Source organism: Nocardiopsis prasina DSM 43845 (assembly GCF_000341265.1).
Classification (GTDB): Bacteria; Actinomycetota; Actinomycetes; order Streptosporangiales; family Streptosporangiaceae; genus Nocardiopsis; species Nocardiopsis prasina.
On record NZ_ANAE01000162.1, the window covers coordinates 1 to 21,466 of the forward strand.

15 protein-coding genes and 1 pseudogene are annotated in these 21,466 nt (G+C 72.0%); 6 read left to right on the top strand and 10 right to left on the bottom strand.

The annotated features are described in order from the left end of the window. Positions 1 to 332 precede the first annotated feature (332 nt). Complete coding sequence (locus D452_RS0119340; protein ID WP_017545796.1) at positions 333 to 1,511, top strand: Cys-Gln thioester bond-forming surface protein; 1,179 nt, start codon at positions 333 to 335, stop codon at positions 1,509 to 1,511. 168 nt (positions 1,512 to 1,679) lie between these two features. After that, complete coding sequence (locus tag D452_RS0119345) at positions 1,680 to 2,507, top strand: nucleotidyltransferase domain-containing protein (RefSeq protein WP_017545797.1); 828 nt, start codon at positions 1,680 to 1,682, stop codon at positions 2,505 to 2,507. 58 nt (positions 2,508 to 2,565) lie between these two features. Here D452_RS0119345 and gatA read toward each other — a convergent pair whose 3' ends face one another. The 8 genes from gatA to mnmA form a co-directional block, all read right to left on the bottom strand. Next, positions 2,566 to 4,062: an Asp-tRNA(Asn)/Glu-tRNA(Gln) amidotransferase subunit GatA gene (gatA, locus tag D452_RS0119350; RefSeq protein ID WP_017545798.1), complete on the bottom strand. Its 1,497-nt coding sequence runs from the start codon at positions 4,060 to 4,062 to the stop codon at positions 2,566 to 2,568. Next, positions 4,063 to 4,362 (bottom strand): Asp-tRNA(Asn)/Glu-tRNA(Gln) amidotransferase subunit GatC, encoded by a 300-nt coding sequence (gene gatC, locus D452_RS0119355; protein WP_017545799.1) that lies wholly within the window; start codon positions 4,360 to 4,362, stop codon positions 4,063 to 4,065. Between the two features lie 124 nt (positions 4,363 to 4,486). Next, a complete protein-coding gene (locus tag D452_RS0119360) occupies positions 4,487 to 6,523 on the bottom strand; it encodes a putative bifunctional diguanylate cyclase/phosphodiesterase (RefSeq protein ID WP_017545800.1) in 2,037 nt (678 codons plus the stop codon). A 257-nt stretch (positions 6,524 to 6,780) separates the two neighbouring features. Further along, positions 6,781 to 8,991 carry an NAD-dependent DNA ligase LigA gene (gene ligA / locus D452_RS0119365; RefSeq protein ID WP_017545801.1) on the bottom strand — a complete coding sequence of 737 codons (2,211 nt, stop codon included), beginning with the start codon at positions 8,989 to 8,991 and terminating at the stop codon, positions 6,781 to 6,783. Positions 8,992 to 9,095: 104 nt separating this feature from the next. After that, positions 9,096 to 10,199 (bottom strand): methionine synthase, encoded by a 1,104-nt coding sequence (locus D452_RS0119370; RefSeq protein ID WP_026129476.1) that lies wholly within the window; start codon positions 10,197 to 10,199, stop codon positions 9,096 to 9,098. Between the two features lie 38 nt (positions 10,200 to 10,237). Continuing rightward, positions 10,238 to 10,888: an HAD family hydrolase gene (locus tag D452_RS0119375; protein ID WP_017545803.1), complete on the bottom strand. Its 651-nt coding sequence runs from the start codon at positions 10,886 to 10,888 to the stop codon at positions 10,238 to 10,240. A gap of 205 nt (positions 10,889 to 11,093) precedes the next feature. Next, entirely contained in the window at positions 11,094 to 11,651 is a 558-nt protein-coding gene (locus D452_RS0119380) for a DedA family protein (protein ID WP_017545804.1), read from the bottom strand. 131 nt (positions 11,652 to 11,782) lie between these two features. After that, positions 11,783 to 12,886: a tRNA 2-thiouridine(34) synthase MnmA gene (mnmA, locus tag D452_RS0119385; protein WP_193374252.1), complete on the bottom strand. Its 1,104-nt coding sequence runs from the start codon at positions 12,884 to 12,886 to the stop codon at positions 11,783 to 11,785. Between the two features lie 129 nt (positions 12,887 to 13,015). Here mnmA and D452_RS28655 point away from each other — a divergent pair. From D452_RS28655 to D452_RS28660, 3 genes and pseudogenes are all read left to right on the top strand, one after another. Further along, positions 13,016 to 14,193, top strand: a pseudogene (locus D452_RS28655) (DUF695 domain-containing protein). Between the two features lie 106 nt (positions 14,194 to 14,299). After that, positions 14,300 to 15,412: a hypothetical protein gene (locus D452_RS0119395; protein WP_017545807.1), complete on the top strand. Its 1,113-nt coding sequence runs from the start codon at positions 14,300 to 14,302 to the stop codon at positions 15,410 to 15,412. Between the two features lie 257 nt (positions 15,413 to 15,669). After that, entirely contained in the window at positions 15,670 to 18,030 is a 2,361-nt protein-coding gene (locus tag D452_RS28660; RefSeq protein WP_152498617.1) for a tetratricopeptide repeat protein, read from the top strand. 6 nt (positions 18,031 to 18,036) lie between these two features. Here D452_RS28660 and D452_RS0119405 read toward each other — a convergent pair whose 3' ends face one another. Both D452_RS0119405 and D452_RS0119410 read right to left on the bottom strand, forming a co-directional pair. Continuing rightward, positions 18,037 to 18,339, bottom strand: coding sequence for a putative quinol monooxygenase (locus tag D452_RS0119405; protein ID WP_017545808.1), 303 nt, complete (start codon positions 18,337 to 18,339; stop codon positions 18,037 to 18,039). Between the two features lie 59 nt (positions 18,340 to 18,398). Beyond that, positions 18,399 to 18,713, bottom strand: a complete 315-nt coding sequence (locus D452_RS0119410; RefSeq protein ID WP_017545809.1) for a hypothetical protein — start codon at positions 18,711 to 18,713, stop codon at positions 18,399 to 18,401. A 559-nt stretch (positions 18,714 to 19,272) separates the two neighbouring features. Between D452_RS0119410 and helR the strand changes: the two genes are divergently transcribed. Continuing rightward, positions 19,273 to 21,450 (top strand): RNA polymerase recycling motor ATPase HelR, encoded by a 2,178-nt coding sequence (gene helR / locus D452_RS0119415; RefSeq protein ID WP_017545810.1) that lies wholly within the window; start codon positions 19,273 to 19,275, stop codon positions 21,448 to 21,450. Positions 21,451 to 21,466: the final 16 nt, after the last annotated feature.

The following is a 21,466-nucleotide window of genomic DNA, read 5'->3' on the forward strand; positions in this document are numbered from 1 at the left end:
TCCGTGACCTGACCCGTTCAAAAAACAGTGCCTAGGTAGCCGCACCACCCGTACAGGGGCCCGTCTCGCGATTCATTCGCGGGGCGGGCCCTTTGTCATGCGTGAACAAAGCGGAAGTCCTTTTTTTTCGACCCCACCACGCGCATTACGCCGAATGGTTTACATGCGATCCCGCACATGGCTGATGTCGGCCAGATACAAAGGACTCCGTTGTGCGGTCCGTGGCACCGTGAAAACCTCGGCGGACGGACGCACCACCCCCCAATGCCCTCCTTCACCACCTGAATCGCACTGTTTCCCGTCGCCCCGGGCGGAACACCTCAGGAAGAGAAGTGACGCACGTGTCCCTCTGCTCCCCCTCAGGGCGTTCGGCCCTCGCCGCCGCGACCACGGCCCTGCTCGTGTTCGGGCTCGCGGCCCCGTCCGCGGCCGATCCCGCGCCCTACCAGGGGTCCGTGCGCGGCCAGTACACCGGCGTCGCCGAACACGGCCACTCGGTCACCATGCGGGGCGAGCCCTTCACCACGACGGCCACCTTCAACGTGCACCTGGACGACAGCGACCAGAGGCTCACCACGTACTGCATCGACTTCCGCACCGGGCTGGTCGAGGAGGCCCTGTACCGCGAGGACCAGTGGGAGAACTACCCGGGGCAGGGCGACTTCGCCGAGCCCGGCAAGGTGAACTGGATCCTGCGCAACTCCTACCCGGTGGTCGGGGTCGGGGAGCTGGAGGAGCGCGCCGGGATGGCGCGCCTGACCGAGTCCGAGGCGCTCACCGCCACCCAGGCCGCCATCTGGCACTACAGCAACGGCCTGCACCTGGAGCGGGTGGAGCAGAGCCCCGAACTCGACGACAACGTCAACGCGGGCAACGTCACCCACCTGTACGACCACCTCGTCCGCGACGCCGGGGAACTGGCCAACGAACCCGCCTCCGCGCTCACCGTCACCCCGGGGCAGGGGTCCGGCCTGGCCGGTGAGGAGATCGGCGCGTTCACCGTCGAGACCAGCGCCGAGAGTATCCCCGTGCGGCTGGATGCGCCCGACGGCGTGGAGCTGGTGGACGCCGGGAGCGGCCGGGGCGTCGACGAGGTGAGCAGCGGCGACACCGTCGCCTTCTCCGTCCCGGCCGACGCCGACGCGGGTGAGGCCACCCTCGTGTTGGAGACCACGGCCGCCGTGGAGATCGGCCGCCTGTTCAAGGGCGAGGACCCCGACGAGCCCACGCAGACGCTCATCACGGCCCAGGACAGCGAGATCGTCGTGTCCGAGGTCGCCACGGTGGCCTGGGACGCGGCGGGCGGCACCCCGCCCGTCGTGGAGCCGACCGAGGAGCCCACTCCCTCACCGGTCGCGGACCGGGCCTCCGTGTCCGAGAACGGCGGACTGGCCGTCACGGGCGGTGCCGTGGTCGCCCTGGTCGTCGCGGCGCTGGTCACCGTCGCCGGTGGCGGCGCCCTTCTCCTCCTCGTCCGACGCCGCAGGGCCGCCGCCGGGACCGGTGAGTAGCCCACCGGCCGCCGGCACTAGAATGCCCTCCATGTGCGCGATCGCGGTGACCGAGCGCCGTCCCTCCTAGGGACGGCGGAGTACCCCACCAGGGCCCGCCGCCCGAACGGTTCCCTCCCGGGCGGTGCCTTCGTGCTGCCCGGAACACCCCGAGACGACGGAGTATCCGTGCACAACCACCACCGAACCCCGCCCACCGCCCTGGAACGGCGCGTCGAGCGCCTGCGCGAGGTCGCCGAGGCCGACCCCCGCGTGGAGGCGGTCCTGCTCTACGGTTCCTGGAGCACGGGAGAGGCCGACGCCCTCTCCGACCTGGACGCCTACGTGTACGTCGCCGACGAGCACGCCGGGGACCTCGACGGCCGGGAGTTCGTGTCCCGCCTCGGCCCGCTCCGGCTGGCCTACACCAACCTCTTCGGCATCCTCGCGGTGGTCTTCGACGACCTCATGCGCGGCGAGTTCCACTTCGAGCCCGCCGGGCCCGCCATCGCGGAGATCAGTACCTGGAAGGGCATGATCCACCTGCCCGACACCGGTGCCGCAGTGCTGGTGGACCGTACCGGCCGACTCACCGAGGCCGTGCGCCCGCTGGCCGGGTTCGTCCCGCCGGACCCGGCCCCGACCGCCGAACAGCTCATGGGCGAGCTGGCCAACTGGACGCTCATGGCCGCCCACGTGCTGGCCCGCGGCGAGACCGCCCGCGCCCACGCGGCGCTGGCCACGATGGTCTCCCCGCCCCAGCTCAAGCTGGTGCGGCTGCTGCGCGGCTCCACCGCGCACTGGCTCACCCCGAGCCGGGCCCTGGAGGCGGACCTGCCCGCCCCGGACGTGGCGCGCCACACCGCGACAACCGGTACGGCCGCCCCGGCGGAGGTCCACCGGGCGCTGGCGAGCAGCTGGGCCTGGAGTCGTGAGCTGGCCCGGGAGGCCGGGGAGCGGTGGGGCGTCGACGTCCCCGAGGGCCTGTATGAGGAGATCACGAAACTGATCGGCTAGCCAGCGAACGCGAACGCCCTCCGCTCCCCACTGGGGAACGGAGGGCGTCGTGCGGTCTCTAGGAGACCGCGTAGGGGCTGCGCGCGATCAGCGCGCCGTCCCGCTCGTTCAGGGCGCGCTCGACGGCGGCCGCGACCCGGTAGGTGCGGTCGTCGGCCAGCGGCGGGGCCATGATCTGGAAGCCGACCGGGAGGTCGTCCTCCGGGGCCAGGCCGCACGGCACCGACAGCGACGCGTTCCCGGCCAGGTTGGACGGGATCGTGCACAGGTCGGCCAGGTACATGGCCATGGGGTCCTCGGCGCGCTCACCGATCGGGAACGCGGTGGTCGGGGTGGTCGGCGAGACCAGCACGTCCACGTTCTCGAAGGCGGCGTCGAAGTCGCGCTTGATCAGCGTGCGCACCTGCTGGGCGCTGCCGTAGTAGGCGTCGTAGTAGCCGCTCGAAAGGGCGTAGGTGCCCAGCATGATCCGGCGCTTGACCTCCGGGCCGAAGCCCTGGGCGCGGGTCAGCGACATGACCTCCTCGGCACTGCGCGTGCCGTCGTCGCCCACCCGCAGGCCGTACCGCATGGCGTCGAAGCGGGCCAGGTTCGAGGAGGCCTCGCTGGGCGCGATGAGGTAGTAGGCCGACAGGGCGGCGTCGAAGCTCGGGCAGGAGACCTCGACGACCTTGGCGCCCAGGGACTCCAGCAGTTCCACGGTCTCGCGGAAGCGCTGGCGCACGCCGGGCTGGAAGCCGTCGTTGTCCAGTTCCTTGACCACGCCGACGCGCAGGCCCTCGACGTCACCGATCCTGGCGGCGTCGACCACCGGCGGCACGGGGGCGTCGATCGAGGTGGAGTCGCGCGGGTCGTGGCCGGAGAAGGCCTCCTGGAGCAGGGCGGCGTCCAGCACGTTGCGCGCGAACGGGCCCGGGGTGTCCAGGGACGAGGCGAAGGCGATCATCCCGTACCGGGAGGAGCCGCCGTAGGTGGGCTTGCCGCCGACCAGGCCGCACACGGCCGCGGGCTGGCGGATGGAGCCGCCGGTGTCGGTGCCGGTGGCCAGGGGCGCCTCGAAGGCGGCCACCGCGGCGGACGAACCACCCGAGGAACCACCGGGGATGCGGTCGGTGTCCCAGGGGTTGCGGGTGATCTGGTAGGCCGAGTTCTCGGTGGAGGAGCCCATGGCGAACTCGTCCATGTTGGTCTTGCCGAGGATGACCAGACCGGCCTCGCGCAGGCGCTCGGTGACGGTGGCGTCGTAGGGGGGCTGCCAGCCCTCCAGGATCTTCGACGCGGCCGTGGTGGGCATGTCCTTGGTGGTGAACACGTCCTTGTGCGCGACCGGCACGCCCGCGAGGGGGCCGAGGTCCGCTCCGGCGGAGCGCCTGGCGTCCACGTCGCGGGCCTGGGTGAGCGCGGTCTCCCGGCGCACGTGCAGGAAGGCGTTGATGTCGCCGTCGACCGACTCGATGCGGTCGAGGTAGGCGGTGGTGGCCTCCTCGGCGGAGACCTCACCCGCCTTGATGGCCGTGCCGAGGTCGGCGGCGCTGAGCCCGATGACGTCGCTCATCTACTCTTCCTCCCCAAGGATGCGCGGCACCCGGAAGCGCTGGTTCTCCACCGCGGGGGCGCCGGCCAGGGCCTGCTCGGGGGTGAGGCCGGTCCGGGCCTCGTCGGGGCGGTAGACGTTGGTCAGCGGCAGGGCGTGCGAGCTCGGCGGGATGTCGCCCTGGGCGACCTCCTGCACCTTGGCCACGGCGGTGAGGATGTCACCGAGCTGGGCGGCGAGCGTGTCGAGCTCGCTCTCGTCGAGCGCCAGCCGCGACAACCGGGCGAGGTGCGCGACCTCATCACGGGTGATGGCGGTCATCAGGTGAGAACCGTTTCTTCGGCGGACGGGTGATCAGGACAATCCTATTGTCCCGCCGCCGGTCCCGGTGCCGCTCTCCGTCACCTGAGGCCCATGACACGGTTCGGGTGCCGGACTCCGGGCGTCAGACGGGGGTGCCGGTGTCGTGGGCGGCCACCCAGGTCATCACGTCACGGGCGATCATCGGCCGGGCGAAGTAGTGGCCCTGCGCGGACTGGCAGCCGGTGTCCAGCGCGGCCTCGGCCAGTTCGCGCGACTGCACCCCCTCGGCTACGGCCCGCATGCCCAGGGCGCGGACCAGGGCGATCGCCCCGCGCACCACCGTGTGACCGTTGGCCGTTCCGTCCACCAGGCGGGCGGTGAAGGACTCGTGGATCTTCACCTCGTCCAGCGGCAGACCGGCCAGCTGGGCGAGGGTGAAGTGGCCGGTGCCGAAGTCGTCCAGCGTCAGCCCCACGCCAAGGGCGCGCAGGCGTCCGACGGCCGCCGTGGCGGCGTCGGGGTCCTCGATGAGGGTGCGCTCGCTGATCTCCAGGACCAACTGGTTCGGCGGGACACCGTGTTCGCGCAGGGCGGCGGCGACGGTCTCGGGCAGGTCCGGGTCCAGGAGTTCGCGCACGCCCAGGTTGATCGCCACCGGAAGGGTCTGGCCCTGCTTCCGCCACAGGGCCGCCCGCGCCAGGGTGATGTCGAGGACCTGCCCGGTGAAGGCCCGGAACAGGTTGGAGTGCTCGACCACCGGCATGAACTCGTCCGGGGTGAGCAGGCCGCGGACCGGGTGCCGCCAGCGGGCCAGCGCCTCCAGGCCCACGGGCCGCTCGTCGGCCAGGTCCACCTTGGGCTGGTAGTACATCTCCAGCGCGCCCTCCGCCAGCCCTCGGCGCAGCTCGCTGTACATGCTCAGCCGGGCGGTGGAGTTGCGGTCCTTGCCGGGGTCGTAGCTCTCCACGCCGGTGCGGTCGGCCTTGGCCACGTACATGGCGACGTCGGCGCGCTGCATGAGGAGCTCGAAGTCGGGGGCGTCGTCCGGGTACAGGGCGATACCGGTGCTGACCTGGAGGTCGAAGTCCATGCCGTCCAGCCGTACGGGTTCGGCCAGGGCGCCCTTGAGGCGCAGCGCCACCTCACGCGCGGCGGCGGCGTCGCGGACCTGAGGGAGGAGGATGGCGAACTCGTCGCCGCCCAGGCGGGCCACGAGGTCGCTCGGGCGCACGCTGTGGATGAGCCGTCGGGCGAGGGTCTGGAGGAGGCGGTCGCCGGTCGGGTGGCCGAGGGTGTCGTTGACCTCCTTGAACCGGTCCAGGTCGAGCAGGAGCAGACCGACGCGGTTGCCGCGCTGGTGGGCCTGGTCGACCTCGCGACGGGCACGGACGGTGAGGAGCTTGCGGTTGGCGAGCCCGGTGAGTTCGTCGTGGTTGGCCTGGTGGTCGCGCTTCACCAACAGCAGGGCGCTCGAGTAGAGGGCGCCGAGGGGGAAGGCGAACAGTGGCACGTAGAGCACCGAGTGGGTCATCGCGATGACGATGAGCGGCGACAGGCTCAGCAGGACCGCGTTCACGTACACCTGCTGGACCAGGCCCTTGAACATCACCTGGCGCAGTGGCACGCGTTCGTGCATGGCCACCGCGCAGAGCACCAGGACCCGGTTGACCAGGAACGAGGCGGCGCCGGCGAGGGCGACCCCGACCAGTTCTCCCCCGGCCGGGACCCACGGGGAGGTGACGATCCCGGGGAGTGTCAGGCGCAGGACGGCGTCGGCCACGCCGAGGGAGAGGACGTACTGGGCGCCGTTGAAGGCGGTGCGGTGGGGCGCGTGGCCCCGGGCCACACCGGCGACGACGGTGGCGACGCACTGGATGAGAGCGGCGACCGGGAGACCGTAGAAGATGACCAGCGCGAAGGTGAAGGGCAGTGAGGTGGGCGCACCGCTGCCCGGCGCCTGGCCGGGCATGGCGATGGGCCTGAGCTCACCGAGGATCACCATGCACAGCAGGACCCAGACCAGCGGTTCCCTGGCCAGGTTGGTCAGCTGGTCGAGGCCCAGTTCGACGCTGGACACAGCAAGCAGCGCCGCGCCCGCGGCGGTGGCGGCCGCCATGTAGAGCCACAGCGGCGTCCCGACCCGGGGGCCGATGTCCCGGGTACTGATGGGGTCCTTCATCGGTGTCCTCGTGACTGATGACCGTTATCCCGGATAGGGCTCTGTCCGTATCCGGTGGTGTTGTCGCACAGCTTACGGGGTTTCGTCACCAACTGTCGCATCGCATGAACTATCCGTGAAGAGATTCGCGAGCCACAAAGGGCAGGGACCCGTCTCGGGTCCCTGCCCGCGCCCCGGAGGAGCGCTCGTGATCAGGTCCGCGGCACCGGGTGCGCGCGTGGCGCGCCGACCCCCGTGCCGGGAGCGTGAGGCGGAGCCTACCCCTCCGGAGCCTCCTCCACGGGGTTGATCCGCAGACTCGCGGCGGCCTCGGGGCCGTCCTCCAGCAGGACGCGGAACCCGGCCTCGTCGAGCACCGGGACGCCGAGCTTCACTGCCTTGTCGTACTTGGAACCGGGGGCGTCCCCGACCACCACGAAACCGGTCTTCTTGGAGACCGAGGCGGTGGCCCGGCCGCCGCACTCGGCGACGGCTTCCTTGGCGCCGTCCCGCGAGAAGCCCTCAAGGGAACCGGTGACCACGACGGTGACACCCTCCAGGACCCGGGAGCCCGGCTCCTGGCCCTCGTCCTCCATACGGACACCCGCAGCCGCCCACTTTCGGACGATCTCGGCGTGCCAGTCCACGGCGAACCACTCGTGGATGGACCGGGCGATGGTCGGGCCGACCCCGTCCACCGACGCCAATTCCTCCTCGGAGGCGGCGCGGATCGCGTCCATGGACCGGAAGTGGCGGGCCAGGTCCTCGGCAGCACGCGGGCCCACGTGCCGGATGGACAGGGAGACCAGCACGCGCCACAGCGGCTTGTCCTTGGCCTCCTCCAACTGCTCGAACAGCTTCTCGACCGTCTTCTTCGGCTCGCCCTTCATGTTGGCGAAGAACGAGACCACCTTGGGTTCGCCGGTCTTGGGGTCGGTCTTGGGCTCGGTGGTGTCCGGGTCCAGGACGTGCGTGCGGATCGGCAGCAGCTGCTCGACGGTGAGGTCGAACAGGTCGCCCTCGTCCCTGAGCGCGGGTTCGACGGGCTCCAGCGGCTGCGTGAGCGCGGTGGCCGCGACGTAGCCCAGCGCCTCGATGTCCAGGGCCCGGCGTCCGGCGATGAACGCCACCCGCTCGCGCAGCTGTCCCGGGCAGGAGCGGGCGTTCGGGCAGCGCAGGTCGACGTCGCCCTCCTTCTGCTGACCGAGCTCGGTGCCGCACTCGGGGCAGCGCTCGGGCATGACGAACTCGCGTTCGGTGCCGTCGCGCAGGTCGAGCACCGGGCCGACGATCTCGGGGATGACGTCGCCCGCCTTGCGCAGGACGATGGTGTCGCCGATGCGCACGCCCTTGCGGGCCACCTCCTGGGCGTTGTGCAGGGTCGCGAACTCCACCTCGGACCCGGCCACCAGGACCGGCTCCATCACGCCGTACGGGGTGACGCGGCCGGTGCGGCCCACCCCCACCTTGATGTCCACCAGCTTGGTGGTGACCTCCTCCGGCGGGTACTTGTAGGCGATCGCCCACCGGGGCGCGCGACTGGTGGAGCCCAGCCGACGCTGGAGGGAGAAGTCGTCCACCTTGACCACGATGCCGTCGATCTCGTAGGCGGGGTCGTGCCGGTGCTCCTGGTAGTGCGCGACGTACTCGCGGACCTCGTCCATGGTGCCCACGACCTTGTAGCGGTCGCTGAGCGGCAGCCCCCACTCGCCGAGGAGGGTGTAGGCCTGCGACTGGCTGGTGAAGGCCGTCCCCTCGCCCCCTTCGGCGGGCGTGTACGCGCCGACGCCGTGCACGATCATCGACAGCGGCCTGGTCGCGGTGACCCTCGGATCCTTCTGTCGCAGCGAACCGGCGGCGGCGTTGCGGGGGTTGGCGAACGGGGCGTGGCTGCCGTCGGCGGCGATGCGCTGGTTGAGCTTCTCGAAGTCCTCCACCGGGAGGAAGACCTCGCCGCGCACCTCCAGCAGTTCGGGGGCGGGGCGGGCGCTCTCGTCGAGCTGTTCGGGGACCACGCCGATGGTGCGGACGTTGAGCGTGATGTCCTCGCCGACCCGGCCGTCGCCGCGGGTGGCGGCCCGGATCAGGCGCCCGCGCTCGTAGACGAGGTCCACCGCCAGACCGTCGATCTTGAGTTCGCACAGGTAGGCGTCGACCGGTACCTCGGCGGAGGCGCGGTCGGCCCAGGCGGACAGCTCCTCGGAGTCGAAGGCGTTGCCCAGGCTCTCCATCCGGACGAGGTGCTCGACCTCGGCGAAGTCGACGCTGATGGGCGCGCCGACCTTCTGGGTGGGCGAGTCCTGGCTGACGAGGATCGGGTGGCGCTCCTCGATGCCGCGCAGTTCGAGCATGAGCTGGTCGTACTCGGCGTCGGAGACGATCGGGTTGCCCAGGTAGTACCGGTAGCTGTGGTCGTCCAGCTCACGGCACAGCTCGGCGTGGCGGGCGCGTACCTCGTCGGGGACGGTGGTGTTGTCGGGCGCGCTCACGGCTGCCTTTCTTGTCGCTCTCACGGGGCCGGATCGGGGGGTGTCGGACGGGACCGGGGGGCTCTTCGGAGGTCGGGGGCGGCCGGGTCCGAGTTCCGCTGTCGCTACCTGCGGGGTTCGTCCCGCAGGACCCGTGCCCCGCCCCGGGCCGCTTCCAGGGCGGCCCTGGCGTGCCGGGGGGAGGCCCCCGCCAGCCCGCAGACGGGCGTGGTGACGACCACCCGGGACAGCAGGTCAGGGCTGAATCCCAACCGGTTCCAGAGCTCTCTTACGGGGTCGACGATAGTCGCCGGGTCCGACATTCCGGGGGACCTGCGGGCGGCGGCCGTGGCGGCGTCGGCGGCGGTTCCGGAGGCCCCGGAGGGGCCGGGTTCGGGCTGGTCCGTCGAGGGGACGACGCCGAGGAGGAGGCCGACACCCGACTCGACGGCGTCGCCGACCATCTCGTCGTGCGCCCGCCCGAGCAGGCGCGCGTTCACGCTCAGGGCCCGGGCACCGCTGCGGCGCAGGAGGTCGACGGGCACCCCGGCCGCGCAGCAGTGCGCGGCGGGCACGGCGCCGGCCTCGTCGATCGCGGCGAACAGGGTGCGCAGGACCGCCTCGACCCGGACGCGGTCCACGGCGGGCAGGACGCTGAGACCACTGGCGGTGGGCAGGCTGCCCGTCAGCACGGCGGGCAGGGTGGGTTCGTCGACCTGGACGACGACCCGGGCACCGGGGACGCGGCGGCGCACGTCGGCGACGTGCGCGAGGACCCCCTCCAGGTGGGACTCGGCGAGGTCGCGGTGGGCGCCGGGGTCGGAGACCACGCGCTGCCCGTTGCGGAGCTCGATCGCGGCGGCCAGGGTCCAGGGTCCGGCCACCTGCACCTTGAGCGGACCCTCGTAGGCGTGGAGGTGCTCGGTGAGCGCGTCCAGGTCGTAGGAGAGGAAGCTTCCGGCGCGGGCGAGGTCGCGGCCGGGGGTGTCCACCACCCGCCATCCGGTGGGCTGGACCTCGACGGGCAGGTCGACGAGGAGGCCCGCGGCGCGCCCGATCATGTCGGCGCCGACTCCCCGTGCGGGGAGCTCGGGCAGGTGGGGGAGGTCGGGGAGCTCGCCGACGATGGTCCTCATGGCCTCGTCGGGGTCCTCCCCCGGCCAGGAACCGACTCCGGTTGCGGACGCGACGGGCCAGGGTTGGGGTTGCTGTTGACTCACGTTGCCCAAGGTTAGGGCAACCGGCCCGTCTCGGCTCGCCGATGGACTCAGGGGGTGCTCAGGACCAGTTCGCCGCGGGTGGTCTCCAGCGTGCAGAAGGTGAGGTTGTCGACGAGCTCGGTGGCGCCGATCCCCTCCAGGTCGGTGCGGCTGTGGGAGGTGGCCACCGCCAGTACGGCGGGGCCGGAGGCCAGGCCCGCGCGCACCCCGGCGGGGGCGTCCTCCACCACGAGGCAGCGGGCGGGGTCGAAGCCGAGCCGGGCGGCGGCCCGGAGGTAGCCCTGGGGGTGGGGTTTGCCCTCGGTGACGTCGTCGGCGGTGACGAGTACCTCGGGGACGGGCAGGCCCGCGGCCTCCAGGCGGGTGCGCATGAGCCTGCGTGAGCCCGAGGTGACGGCGGCCCAGCGCTCGGCGGGCAGCGCGGTGAGGAGTTCGCGGGTGGCGGGCAGGGCGGTCACGCCGTCGAGGTCGGCCAGCTCCAGCTCCTCCAGTTCGGCGGTGGCGTCCGCCACCTGGTCCTGGGGGAGGAACATCGCGATGGTGTCCTCGGAGCGCCTGCCGTGGGAGACGGCGAGGATCTCGTCCGGGTCGATGCCGTGGGCCTCGCCCCACAGGCGCCAGGTCCGCTCGACGGCGCCGGTGGAGTCCACGAGTGTGCCGTCGATGTCGAAAAGGACGGCGTCAACAGAGATACGCATGCCCCCACGCTAGAGGGCGCGGGAGTCGCGGGGGCGGCTCGCTCCCCCACGGAGTGTTCGCCGTGCGCGGGGGTCAGCGAACTCGGTCGGGCGCTCCGCTCGGACGTGTTCACGGTGCGCGGGGCCGGAGGGTTTCGCCATGCCCGGGAGACAGCGATCCCGGTTCCGTGTTCCACCCGGACCGTGTTCACGGCGCGCGGGGGGCTCAGGTGCGGGGGAAGTCCGGGTCGGCGGGCTCGGCGACCTCACCGACGCGGACCGGCTCCGCGTCCGGCGCCCCCTCGGTGTCACGGGAGCGGCTGGCCACGCGCGAGCGCACCACCAGCACGGTCACCGCCACGGCGGCGGCCACGACCACGCCCACCGCCGTCCACGGGGACTTGAGGAAGAGTTCCAGCCAGGTGCCGACCAGTCCGGCGATCACCACGCCCCACAGGCCCGCCCAGGCCAGACCGCCCACGAACACGGCGGCGAAGTAGCGCGGGAAGCGCATCCGCACGGCGCCGGCGGAGAAGTTGATCGCCGTCTGCATGCCCACGGTGAAGAAGCTGAGGGTGACCACGGGCGCGCCGTAGCGGTCGATGCGCCGCTTGGCGGAGTCGAGCTTCGGGCCGAGGCGCTCACCCATGCGGCTGCGCGTGACCCCGGCGCCCAGCCCCCGGCCGATCCAGTAGGTCGCGGGGGCGCGCAGCAGGATCACCACGAGCAGGGTGCAGTAGATGACCCAGAAGGGCTGACCCTCGAGAAACGCGAACTGCGGCATGGACCGGACCCCTTACACCTTGACCCCACAACTTTGCATTGCCTTACCTAACTTCGGCAAGGGTCGCAGGCGAGAAAGCGCGTGTTATGTGTCCTACTGTGACGGTTTCACCGGTGTTCGATCACCGAACGTCACGCCGACGCGGCTCCCCGGGCCTCCTCCGAACGCGCGGTCGACCGGATGGTCGCCGACCCCAGCACGGTGTCGCCGTCGTAGACCACCACGGCCTGCCCGGCCGCGACGCCGCGCGCGGGCTCGGCCAGCCGGACCAGCAGCTCCGGACCGTCCTCGGCCTCTCGCTGCACGACCGTGGCCGCGTACACCTCGCCGTGCGCCCGCAGCTGGACGTGGCAGTCGGTGGGTTCGGTCAGCGGTCCGCCGCCGCTCCAGACCGGCCGCGTCCCGACGATCTCGTCGACCCGCAGGGCCTCGCGCGGACCCACGGTCACCGTGTTGTTCACCGGCTCGATGGACAGCACGTACCGCGGGTTCGGGGCGCCGCCCAGCCCGAGGCCCTTGCGCTGGCCGATCGTGAACGCGTGCGACCCCTGGTGGGTGCCCACCACGTTGCCGTCCTCGTCCTGGATCGGACCCGGCTTCTCGCCCAGGCGCCGGTTCAGGAACCCGGCGGTGTCGCCGTCGGCGATGAAGCAGATGTCGTGGCTGTCCGGCTTGTCCGCCACCGAGAGCCCACGACGCTCGGCCTCGGCCCGCACCTCGTCCTTGGTGCAGTCGCCGAGCGGGAACATCGCGTGGTCGAGCTGTTCGGCGTTGAGCACGCCCAGCACGTACGACTGATCCTTGCCCTCGTCGACGCTGCGCACCAGACGGCCGTCCACCTTGCGGACGTGGTGCCCGGTGGCGACGGCGTCGAAGCCCAGCGCGACGGCCCGGTCCAGCACCGCCTCGAACTTGATCTTCTCGTTGCAGCGCAGGCACGGGTTCGGGGTGTTGCCCGCCTCGTACTCGGCGACGAAGTCCTGGACCACCTCGCGGTCGAACTCCTCCGACATGTCCCACACGTAGAAGGGGATGCCGATGACGTCCGCCGCGCGGCGGGCGTCGTGGGAGTCCTCCACCGTGCAGCAGCCCCGGGCGCCGGTGCGGTAGGACTGTGGGTTCTTGGAGAGGGCCAGGTGAACGCCGGTGACGTCGTACCCCGCCTCGGCCACACGGGCCGCGGCTACCGCGGAATCGACCCCGCCGGACATGGCGGCCAGTACACGCAAAGTCATAACGCCCTCCAGCCTATGCGCCCCGCGGAGGAGGGTGCCACGCCCGGGCCCGTCCGGCGGTGTGCTCTGGGACGCGCCCGCCCCGGGGCGGGGCGAGGGTGGTCGTCTGGTTCTGCGAAAATCATGGGCATGGCTCTGTTCCGTCGTCGCCGCTCCGCCGACTCCTCCGACTCCACCGCGTCCACGGCCGCCGTCACGGCCTTCTGGGACGCCTGGCCCACCGTGCGCTCGCCCCTGGCCGAGTCCGTCGAGTCCGACGCCCCGGCCCCCGCCGAGGTGGCCGAGCGGGTCTCCGCACTGGTGAAGGCGATCCATCCGGATCTGGACTGGGAGGTGGGACCCGCGCCCCAGCCGCAGGGCGGGCTGGAGGACCTCGACCTGTCGGCCGACGTCGACCCGGCCAAGCTCCTGGAACAGCTCGCGGCCCTGGACGACCCCTCCAAACTCACCGACGCGCCCTCCTACGCGCTGACCCTGCGCCCCGGCGTCTCCGAGGAGGCGCGCGTCCAGTCCGAGCGCTGGTCCCGGTCCGCCCCCGAGGACTCCGAGTGGCGGGTCCTGCCCGGNNNNACCACGACCAGCTCGGCAACACGGTGCGCTGGGACGACCACGAACTGGACCTGTCCCACGTGTCCGTGTCCATGCGCGTCAACCAGGGCACGAGCAGGATCGAGGTGGGCGTCTACCACCCGGACAACATGTTCCTGTCCGGTGAGACCCGTCAGGCGGTCGCCGAGCACGTCACGCTGCTGGCCCTGGGCGAGGACCAGTTCGTGCGCTGGGTCGGGAAGGTGACGTCGCTGGACGAGCGGCCGATGGACCCGCTCCCGCCGACCTCCATGCCGGCCGTGGCCAAGCAGATGGGCGACCTCCTCGGCGGGACCGACGGCTGGGTGACGCTGCACGGCAGACTCCCGTTGCAGGGCCCGATCGAGGTCCTGGTCCGGCACCCCGTGACCCGCCGCGACTTCCCCGCCCTGTCCCTGTTCGTGCAGGTCCTGGTTCCGTACGCGGACGCCGACGCCGATCGGCTCCCCCAGGAGACCTCCCTCGTGTCGCTCGCTGACCTGGAGGCCCGGTTGTCCGGCCTGCTGGGTGACAACGGCGCGCTGTTCATGCAGCAGACCGTCGCCGGGCAGCGGATGTACGTCTACTACCTCGACCCGGACTCCGGGGTGCTGCCCGAGTTCGAGAACCTCCTCATGGAATGGCCCGAGGGCAAGGTGCAGTTGCGCACCCAGATGGACCCCAGGTGGCAGCAGTTCGACCAGGCCCGGCGTCCGTACGTACGCAAACTGGGGCACTGAGACCGGACGAACCGCCTGCGGGGACCAAACCTGGTTCTCGCCCCTGGTGTCCGAGCGAAGACAGGCGTAACGTGGCGTCCCCGCGCAGGAGGATGGTTCGGGTCTGATGGAGGGCGTGCTCACACGAACGCCAACGGGCCGACCCCGGGTCGCCGCGGTCGGCGCGATCCTCTTCGTGTGCCTGGTGGGCGCGCCGCTGATGTCACTGTTCCCCGTCGCCGTCTGGGATCTGGCCCTCGGCTTGGGTCTGGGACGGCCGGAACTGGAGACCCTGCTGGTCACCCCGGTGGCGGTCGGCGGCACGGTGCTGATGGTGCTGATCGCCGCGTGCCTGCTCGGAGGGGCCGGGGTGCGTCAGCCTGCCTTGTGCGCCTGTCTGGTGGCGGGGACCTCCCTGGCCACTCCCCTGGTGATGGCGCTCCTTTCGCCCACGTTCGCCCCCGTACCGGGCGACTCCCAGGTGAACGGCGCCGTGGTGAGCGCGGTCGTGGCCACGGCCGCGCTCGGTGCGTGCGTCGTGTTCGGCCGCAGACGCCACCGGCACGGTGTCCTGCCCGGAGTGGCGGTCGCCGCGGCAGCACTCCTGCTGCTGCCGATGGCCGCCGAGCACACGCGTGACCGGTCCACCGAACGGCGCTCGATCAGCCAGATCAGCGGGTTCGGGCACACGATCGCGGTCCTGGACCACCCGAAGTGGTCGCCGGTCCGGGTCCACGAGGTGCACGGCGGCCTGCGGATGACCTACGTGGCCGGGGAGGAGGCCGACCCCCTCGGAACCGAACCGGAGCGCAAGGTCCCGCCGCAGCCGGAGGACGGCGCGGCCCCGACCCCGGACGGCCCCGACGGGTCGTCGGCCACCAGGGAGGTGGCGGCGGGCCCGGGCGTGGGCGCCGACCGGCCCGAGGAGAACTCGCCGAAGGCCCTGCACGTACTGAGCTGGACCCCGGAGCAGCGGGCGTCGGGCATCCACGACGGCTGCGGCTTCCCAGGGGTGGAGTGCTCCGAACAGGACTCGATGGTGGTCGTCCACCGTGGCACGGACAACGGCTGCGGCCCCCATCTGAGCGAGGTCCGCACACGCCTGGACGACGGGGCCATCGCGAGCGTGCATCCCCACGGCGCCGTCGCACCGGAACAGCTGTTCGCCGTGGCCAACGCCCTGCGCGCCGAGACTGCCGGTGAACGCGACGCCCTGATCGAGGAGGTCCTCCGGGGCTGAGCCCACGGAGCGCCCAGGGGAGGCGGGCGGACGCCCTCGTTCACGAAGAGTTCCCCGAAACCCCAACGGTCACCGCGAGCCTCCTTCGAACCACTGACCTGGGATAGCGCAAACGACGGGGTTGACTCCCCTCCGTGATGGGAACTGGATCGACCGAAACCCCTTTGCCCCCGGGGTTCCCGAGTCCCGATCGGGGCATACGACACGTAAGCACGCTGGGCGCGCGACTCCCTCGGACCCCGGGAAGGGTGTGGCTGTTGAGCTCTGGCCACGAACACGGCAACGGCAAGGCCGCGGAGGACCACCACCTCGGCTCACGCCCCGACCACCCCGTCCCCACGGGCACGCCAACCTCTGGAACTGACTTCCACACCAGCCGAAACCCGGTGAACTGGCCGATCAGCGTGGGGTTGGTACCGGAACCCGCCGAACACCACCGGCGACGGGCCCTCTCCGACACCCTCGACGAGGCCCTGGGCGGGTTCGGCTCTCCCGCCCCGCACCAGGTGCTGTCCGGTGGGAGCGGGGTCGGCAAGACCCAGCTCGCCGCCCACCACGCACGATTCCTCAGCGGGCACGCCGTGCCGAAGCAGCGTCCCGAGGTCCTGCTGTGGGCGGACGCCACCACCCGGGACGGGGTCGTGTTCGCCTACGCCCAGGCCGCACGGCAGCTGTTCGCCCGGGTCCCCGACGACCCCGAGCTCGCCGCCGGGCAGTTCCTGTCCTGGCTGCACGACCCCGTGGACGCCGAGGGGCACCGCTGGCTGGTGGTGTGGGACGACCTCACCGACCCGGGCGAGGTCGAGGACCTGTGGCCGCCGCCGGAGCGCGCCCACGGCCGGATGCTCGTCACCACCCGCCACGACCTCGCCCCGCACGGACACCCCCCGCACACCGTCCCGGGGTTCTCCGAGGCGGAGGCGGGCGGCTACCTTCGCGCCGCACTCGTGGAAGCCGGGATCGCGCAGACCGACGACGAACTGCGCCAACTCGCGGCCGCCCTCAACCACCTGCCCCTGGCCCTCTCCCAGGCGACCGCGTACATGGCCGACCTCCAGCTCTCCCCCGCCGCCTACCTGGCCCTGTTCCACCGGCGCGCGGCCGAGCGCCGGGAGTCCTTCCCCCACTGGGACACCGACTCCCCGGTCTCCTCCACGTGGGAGCTGGCCGTGGAACGCGCCGACGCCCACCGCCCCGAGGGGGTGGCCCGACCCCTCATGGGGCTGATCGCCCTCCTGGACTCCGCCGCCACTCCGGAGCAGGTCGCCGTCTCCCGCCCCGTCCGCACCTATCTGGGGCGGCGCACCTTCCCCGCGCGCACCCTGACCCGCCACGAGGTCCGGCTCGCGCTGGCCTCCCTGGAGCGCCTCAACCTCGTGGCCCGGGACACGCCTCTGGTGATCGGTGCCCACCACCTCACCCAGCGCGCCACCCTCGAACACACCCGCACGAGGCCCACCAGGGAGGCGGTCCGCGCCATCGCCGACGGGCTGGTGGACGTGTGGCCGGACACCGCCCGGGACTCCGCCCTGGGCCGCCGTCTGCGCTCGAACACCGCCGTGCTGCGCGAACGCACCACGGGACGGGTCCGGGTGTGGAGCTGGCTGTGGGAGGAGGGCATCCACCCGGTGCTGTTCCGCGCCGGGGGCGGCCTCGACTCGTCCCGGCAGGTGGAGTGGGCCGTGACGTACTGGGAGGTGCTGACCGAGGCGGTCGCGCACACTCTGGAACCCGGACCGGCCAACCGCGCCGAGCAGACGGGGAACTTCCTCCGGCACAGCGTCCGGGGAGGGACACCCGTCACCGGGGACCCCCTCGCGTACTGGACGGGGGCGACCGCCGACCTCTCACAGGCCCAACGCGCCTTCGAGGAGCTGTACGAACGCCAGCTCCGGGTCCTGGGCCCCGACCACCTGGACACGCTGCGCACCCGCCACGGGCTGGCCTACCTCCGCGCGCAGGCGGGAGACACCTCCGGGGCCATCACCCTCTACCGGAGACTCCTCGCGGACCTGGACCGCGTGGTGGGCGCGGACCGGGTGGAGACCCTGAGCACCCGGGGCAACCTGGCGGTGTGCCAGGCCGAGTCCGGCGACCTGCCCACGGCGGTCCACGCCTCCCGCTCGCTCCTGGCCGACCAGCGCGAGCACCTGGGACCCGACCACCCGAACACCCTCAGTACCCTGCACAACCTCGCCCACTGGCGCGGCGTCGCGGGGGATCCGGAGGGTGCGGTGAGCGAGCTCCGCGAACTCGTCGGGGTCCAGGAGGAGGTGCTGGGCGCGGACCATCCCGGCACTCTGACCAGCAGGCACAACCTGGCGTGCTGGCAGGCGCGCGCGCACGACACGGACGGCGCCGTCCGCGCCCTGGAGGACCTGGTGGCGGACCGCCGCCGCGTGCAGGGGCCCGAACACCCCGACACCCTGTCCAGCCTGCGTCAGCTGGAGAGGTTGCGCCGCGAGCTGCGTTCCCGCGCGCGAAGCCGCCCCAGTGACCGCGATCCCGACGACAGCGGCGCGCGCGAGGACGGGACGAACGGAAACGGAGGCAACCACGAGGTCGGCCCCAACGACGAACCCACCGGACCGCAGGCCCTCAACCAGTCCTGGATCTGAGCCCGGTCAGTCGTGCAGGGGCGAACCGACCACGGTGAAGCGCTCCCCGCCGGTCCGGCCGCTCAGCAGGGGCCGGGCCTCGGCTATCGCGGCCCGGACGCTGGAGAGTTCGAGGGAGGCGCGGTGCGCGCGCTCCGACTCCCAGAGTTCGATGACGAACACCTTGTCGGGGGCGCCGTCGTCGACGCCCACCTCGTACGACAGGCAACCGGCCGCACGCAGCTCGGGGTTGGGTCGGGTCAGGACGGCCACGACCTCGTCCCGCCTGCCCGGGGCGGTCTCCAGGGTGCCGACGTTCGCGAAGGTCATGGACGGCACACTACCGACGTGCCCTCCGCGTTTCCCCGGGCGACACGGGCCCGGCTGGCTCAGAGCCGGTACTCGGCCCGCAGCTGCGCGGCGAGCCTCGGGTACTCCTCCAGGATCTGGTCCTGTTCGGCGGCGGTGAACTGGGAGACGGTCTTCTCGACCTCTCCGTGGTAGCGCCAGAGCCGGTCGAACTCGCTCCACTCCAGGGAACCGCGCTCGGCGCGGTGCCGCAGGCCCTGGTAGATCAGCCGCACGTCGGTGACACAGCTGTCGAGCCTGTCCCGGCGCTGGACTCTGGCGACGTGCTCCCGGTACTTGCGGTCCCGGTCCCGCTGCCTGGGGGTCCGGCCGTCGTTTTCGGGCTCAACGTCCATCGATGTCGCTCTCTCCTAAGCAGGGGGCACGCGGCGCCCCGCTGGCCTTCCGTCCCCGTCGTTCCTATACCGCTTTCGCCTCGGAGAACAGAGAAAACCCAAGATCGAGGCCGACCCAGAACCTTCTCGCCACCAAACAGACACCCAGCGACACAGAGGATGTTCCCACCCCAAACGGACACTACGTTCGGCGCCCCCTCCCCCGAACCGGTACGGGCTCTGTCCGAGAGCGCTCAGTGAGCCCGTTCTCGGGCTCGGTCCGGGCGGGCGGTCCGGAGCTGGGGCCGCCCGTCAGGACCCAGGACGGGCCGGACCTCGCGCCGTTTCGGGCGCGCTCGGGCGGGTCCGTTGCCCACGGGCACGCTTGAGCCGGAACTCACCAGGGGATCGCGTCCTGCCACGCCGTGCTACCGGCGGAGGACGGTTCAGAAGGCCTTCGGGGGTCCAAGGACACTCCCTGCCACTCTTAACTTATAGCTCACCCCGGGGCTTGCCGCAAGACCCCCCTCGCCCCTCAGAATGGTCGACCGTGAGCAGAACCAACGACACGGGGGACGTTGTGAAACAGCAGGCCAGAAGCGTCTTCGAGCTTCCCGACCACCTCTCTCCCAAAGCCGACCCGGCCCTGGTCTCCGACGACGAACGGCACCTGGCGGCCATCCGGGACACCCTCGAACGGTCCGTCAGCGACCTCTCCGCCCGGCTGGACGAGCGACGCAGGGCGCCCACGGGCAAGGTGCGCGAGGTCATGGACCGGGACATGGAGGTACACCGGCTCTCCGCCCGCCTGCGCACGCTGCGGCGGTTCGGGTCCGACCTGTGCCTGGGACGCATGGTCCGTGCGGACGACCTCGAACCCGTGTACGTCGGGCGGCTCGGCCTCACCGACGACGAGGGCGACCGCCTGCTGATCGACTGGCGCTCCCCCGCCGCCGAACCCTTCTTCGCGGCCACCCACGCCAACCCGATGGGCCTGGCCAGCCGCCGCCGGTACCGCTGGAACTTCGGCCGCGTGAGCGACTACTGGGACGAGGTGTTCACGGAGGACGGCTTCGAGGGCCACGCCGCACTCGACGACCAGTCCGCCTTCATCGCCAGCCTGGGCGCCAACCGTTCGGGCCGGATGCGCGACGTGCTCAGCACCATCCAGGCCGACCAGGACGCCATCGTCCGCGCCGGGGCCGGCGGCGCCCTCGTGGTCGACGGCGGCCCGGGGACGGGCAAGACCGTGGTCGCCCTGCACCGCACCGCCCACCTGCTCTACTCGGACTCGCGTCTGGGCCACCGCCGGGGCGGGGTCCTGTTCGTCGGCCCCCACCAGCCGTACCTGGCCTACGTCGCCGACGTCCTGCCCAGTCTCGGCGAGGAGGGCGTCCAGACCTGCACGGTGCGCGACCTGATGCCCGAGGGCCGCACCACGAGGACGGAGACCGATCCCGAGGCCGCGCGGCTGAAGGAGTCCGTGGACCTGGTGGGCGCGATCGAACCGGCGGTCCGGTTCTACGAACGGCCGCCCAAGGAGGGGATGACGGTCTCGACCCCCTGGTGCGACCTCTGGCTGAGCGCCGCCGACTGGGCCGAGGCGTTCGGGTCGGTGGACCCGGGCGTCGCGCACAACGACGCCCGGGAGCACATCCTCGACGAGCTGGTGGAGATCCTCTCGGACCAGCTGGCCGACCGGCACGACGAGGAGATCAGCCCGCCGATGCTGAAGGGGACGCTGCTGCGGGACGCGGAGCTGCTCGACACCCTGCACCGGGCCTGGCCGCTGCTGGAACCGACCGACCTCGTCGGGGACCTGTGGTCCGTCCCCGCCTACCTGCGGCTGTGCGCGCCCTGGCTGGAGACTGACCAGGTCAGAAGGCTCCAGCGCGAGGACGCCCAGGCCTGGACGGTCTCCGACCTCCCCTTCCTCGACGCGGCCCGGCAGCGGCTCGGCGACCCGAGGGCCTCCGAACGCAGGCGCCGCCGAGAGGCCTCCGTCGCCGCCGAGCACGAGCGCAGGTCCTCCGTGATCGAGAACCTGCTGGAGGCCGACGACGACGGCGAGGGGCTGGTGACGATGCTGAACCACCGGGACCTCCAGGACACCCTCATCGACGAGGACGGGCTGCCCGGCACGGACCCCGACCTTCTCGCCGGTCCGTTCGCGCACATCGTGGTGGACGAGGCCCAGGAGCTGACCGACGCGGAGTGGCGGATGCTGCTGCTCCGGTGCCCGTCCAGGAGCTTCACCGTCGTCGGCGACAGGGCCCAGGCCCGGCACGGTTTCACCGACGGCCAGGGCCGGGCGGAGTCGTGGCGCGAACGCCTGGAGCGCGTGGGCTTCGACCGGGTCTCCCTCGCGTCCCTGAGCGTCAACTACCGGACGCCGGAGGAGGTCATGGCGGAGGCCGAGCCGGTCATCCGCGCCGTACTGCCGGACGCCAACGTCCCGACCTCCATCCGCAGCGGCGGAGTGCCCGTCCAGTACGGGCGGCGCACGGAACTGGACGCGGTCCTCGACTCCTGGCTCGCCGAGAACGCCGAGGGAACCGCCTGTGTCATCGGCGACCCCGCGTTCCGGGCCACGGCGAGGGTCCGCTCCCTCACCCCGCAACTCGCCAAGGGGCTCGAGTTCGACCTGGTCGTCCTCGTCGACCCGGAACGCTTCGGGGAGGGAGTGGAGGGGGCCGTCGACCGCTACGTCGCGATGACCCGGGCGACCCGGCAGCTGGTCGTCCTGACCGGCCCCTGACCCGGAGCGGCAGGAG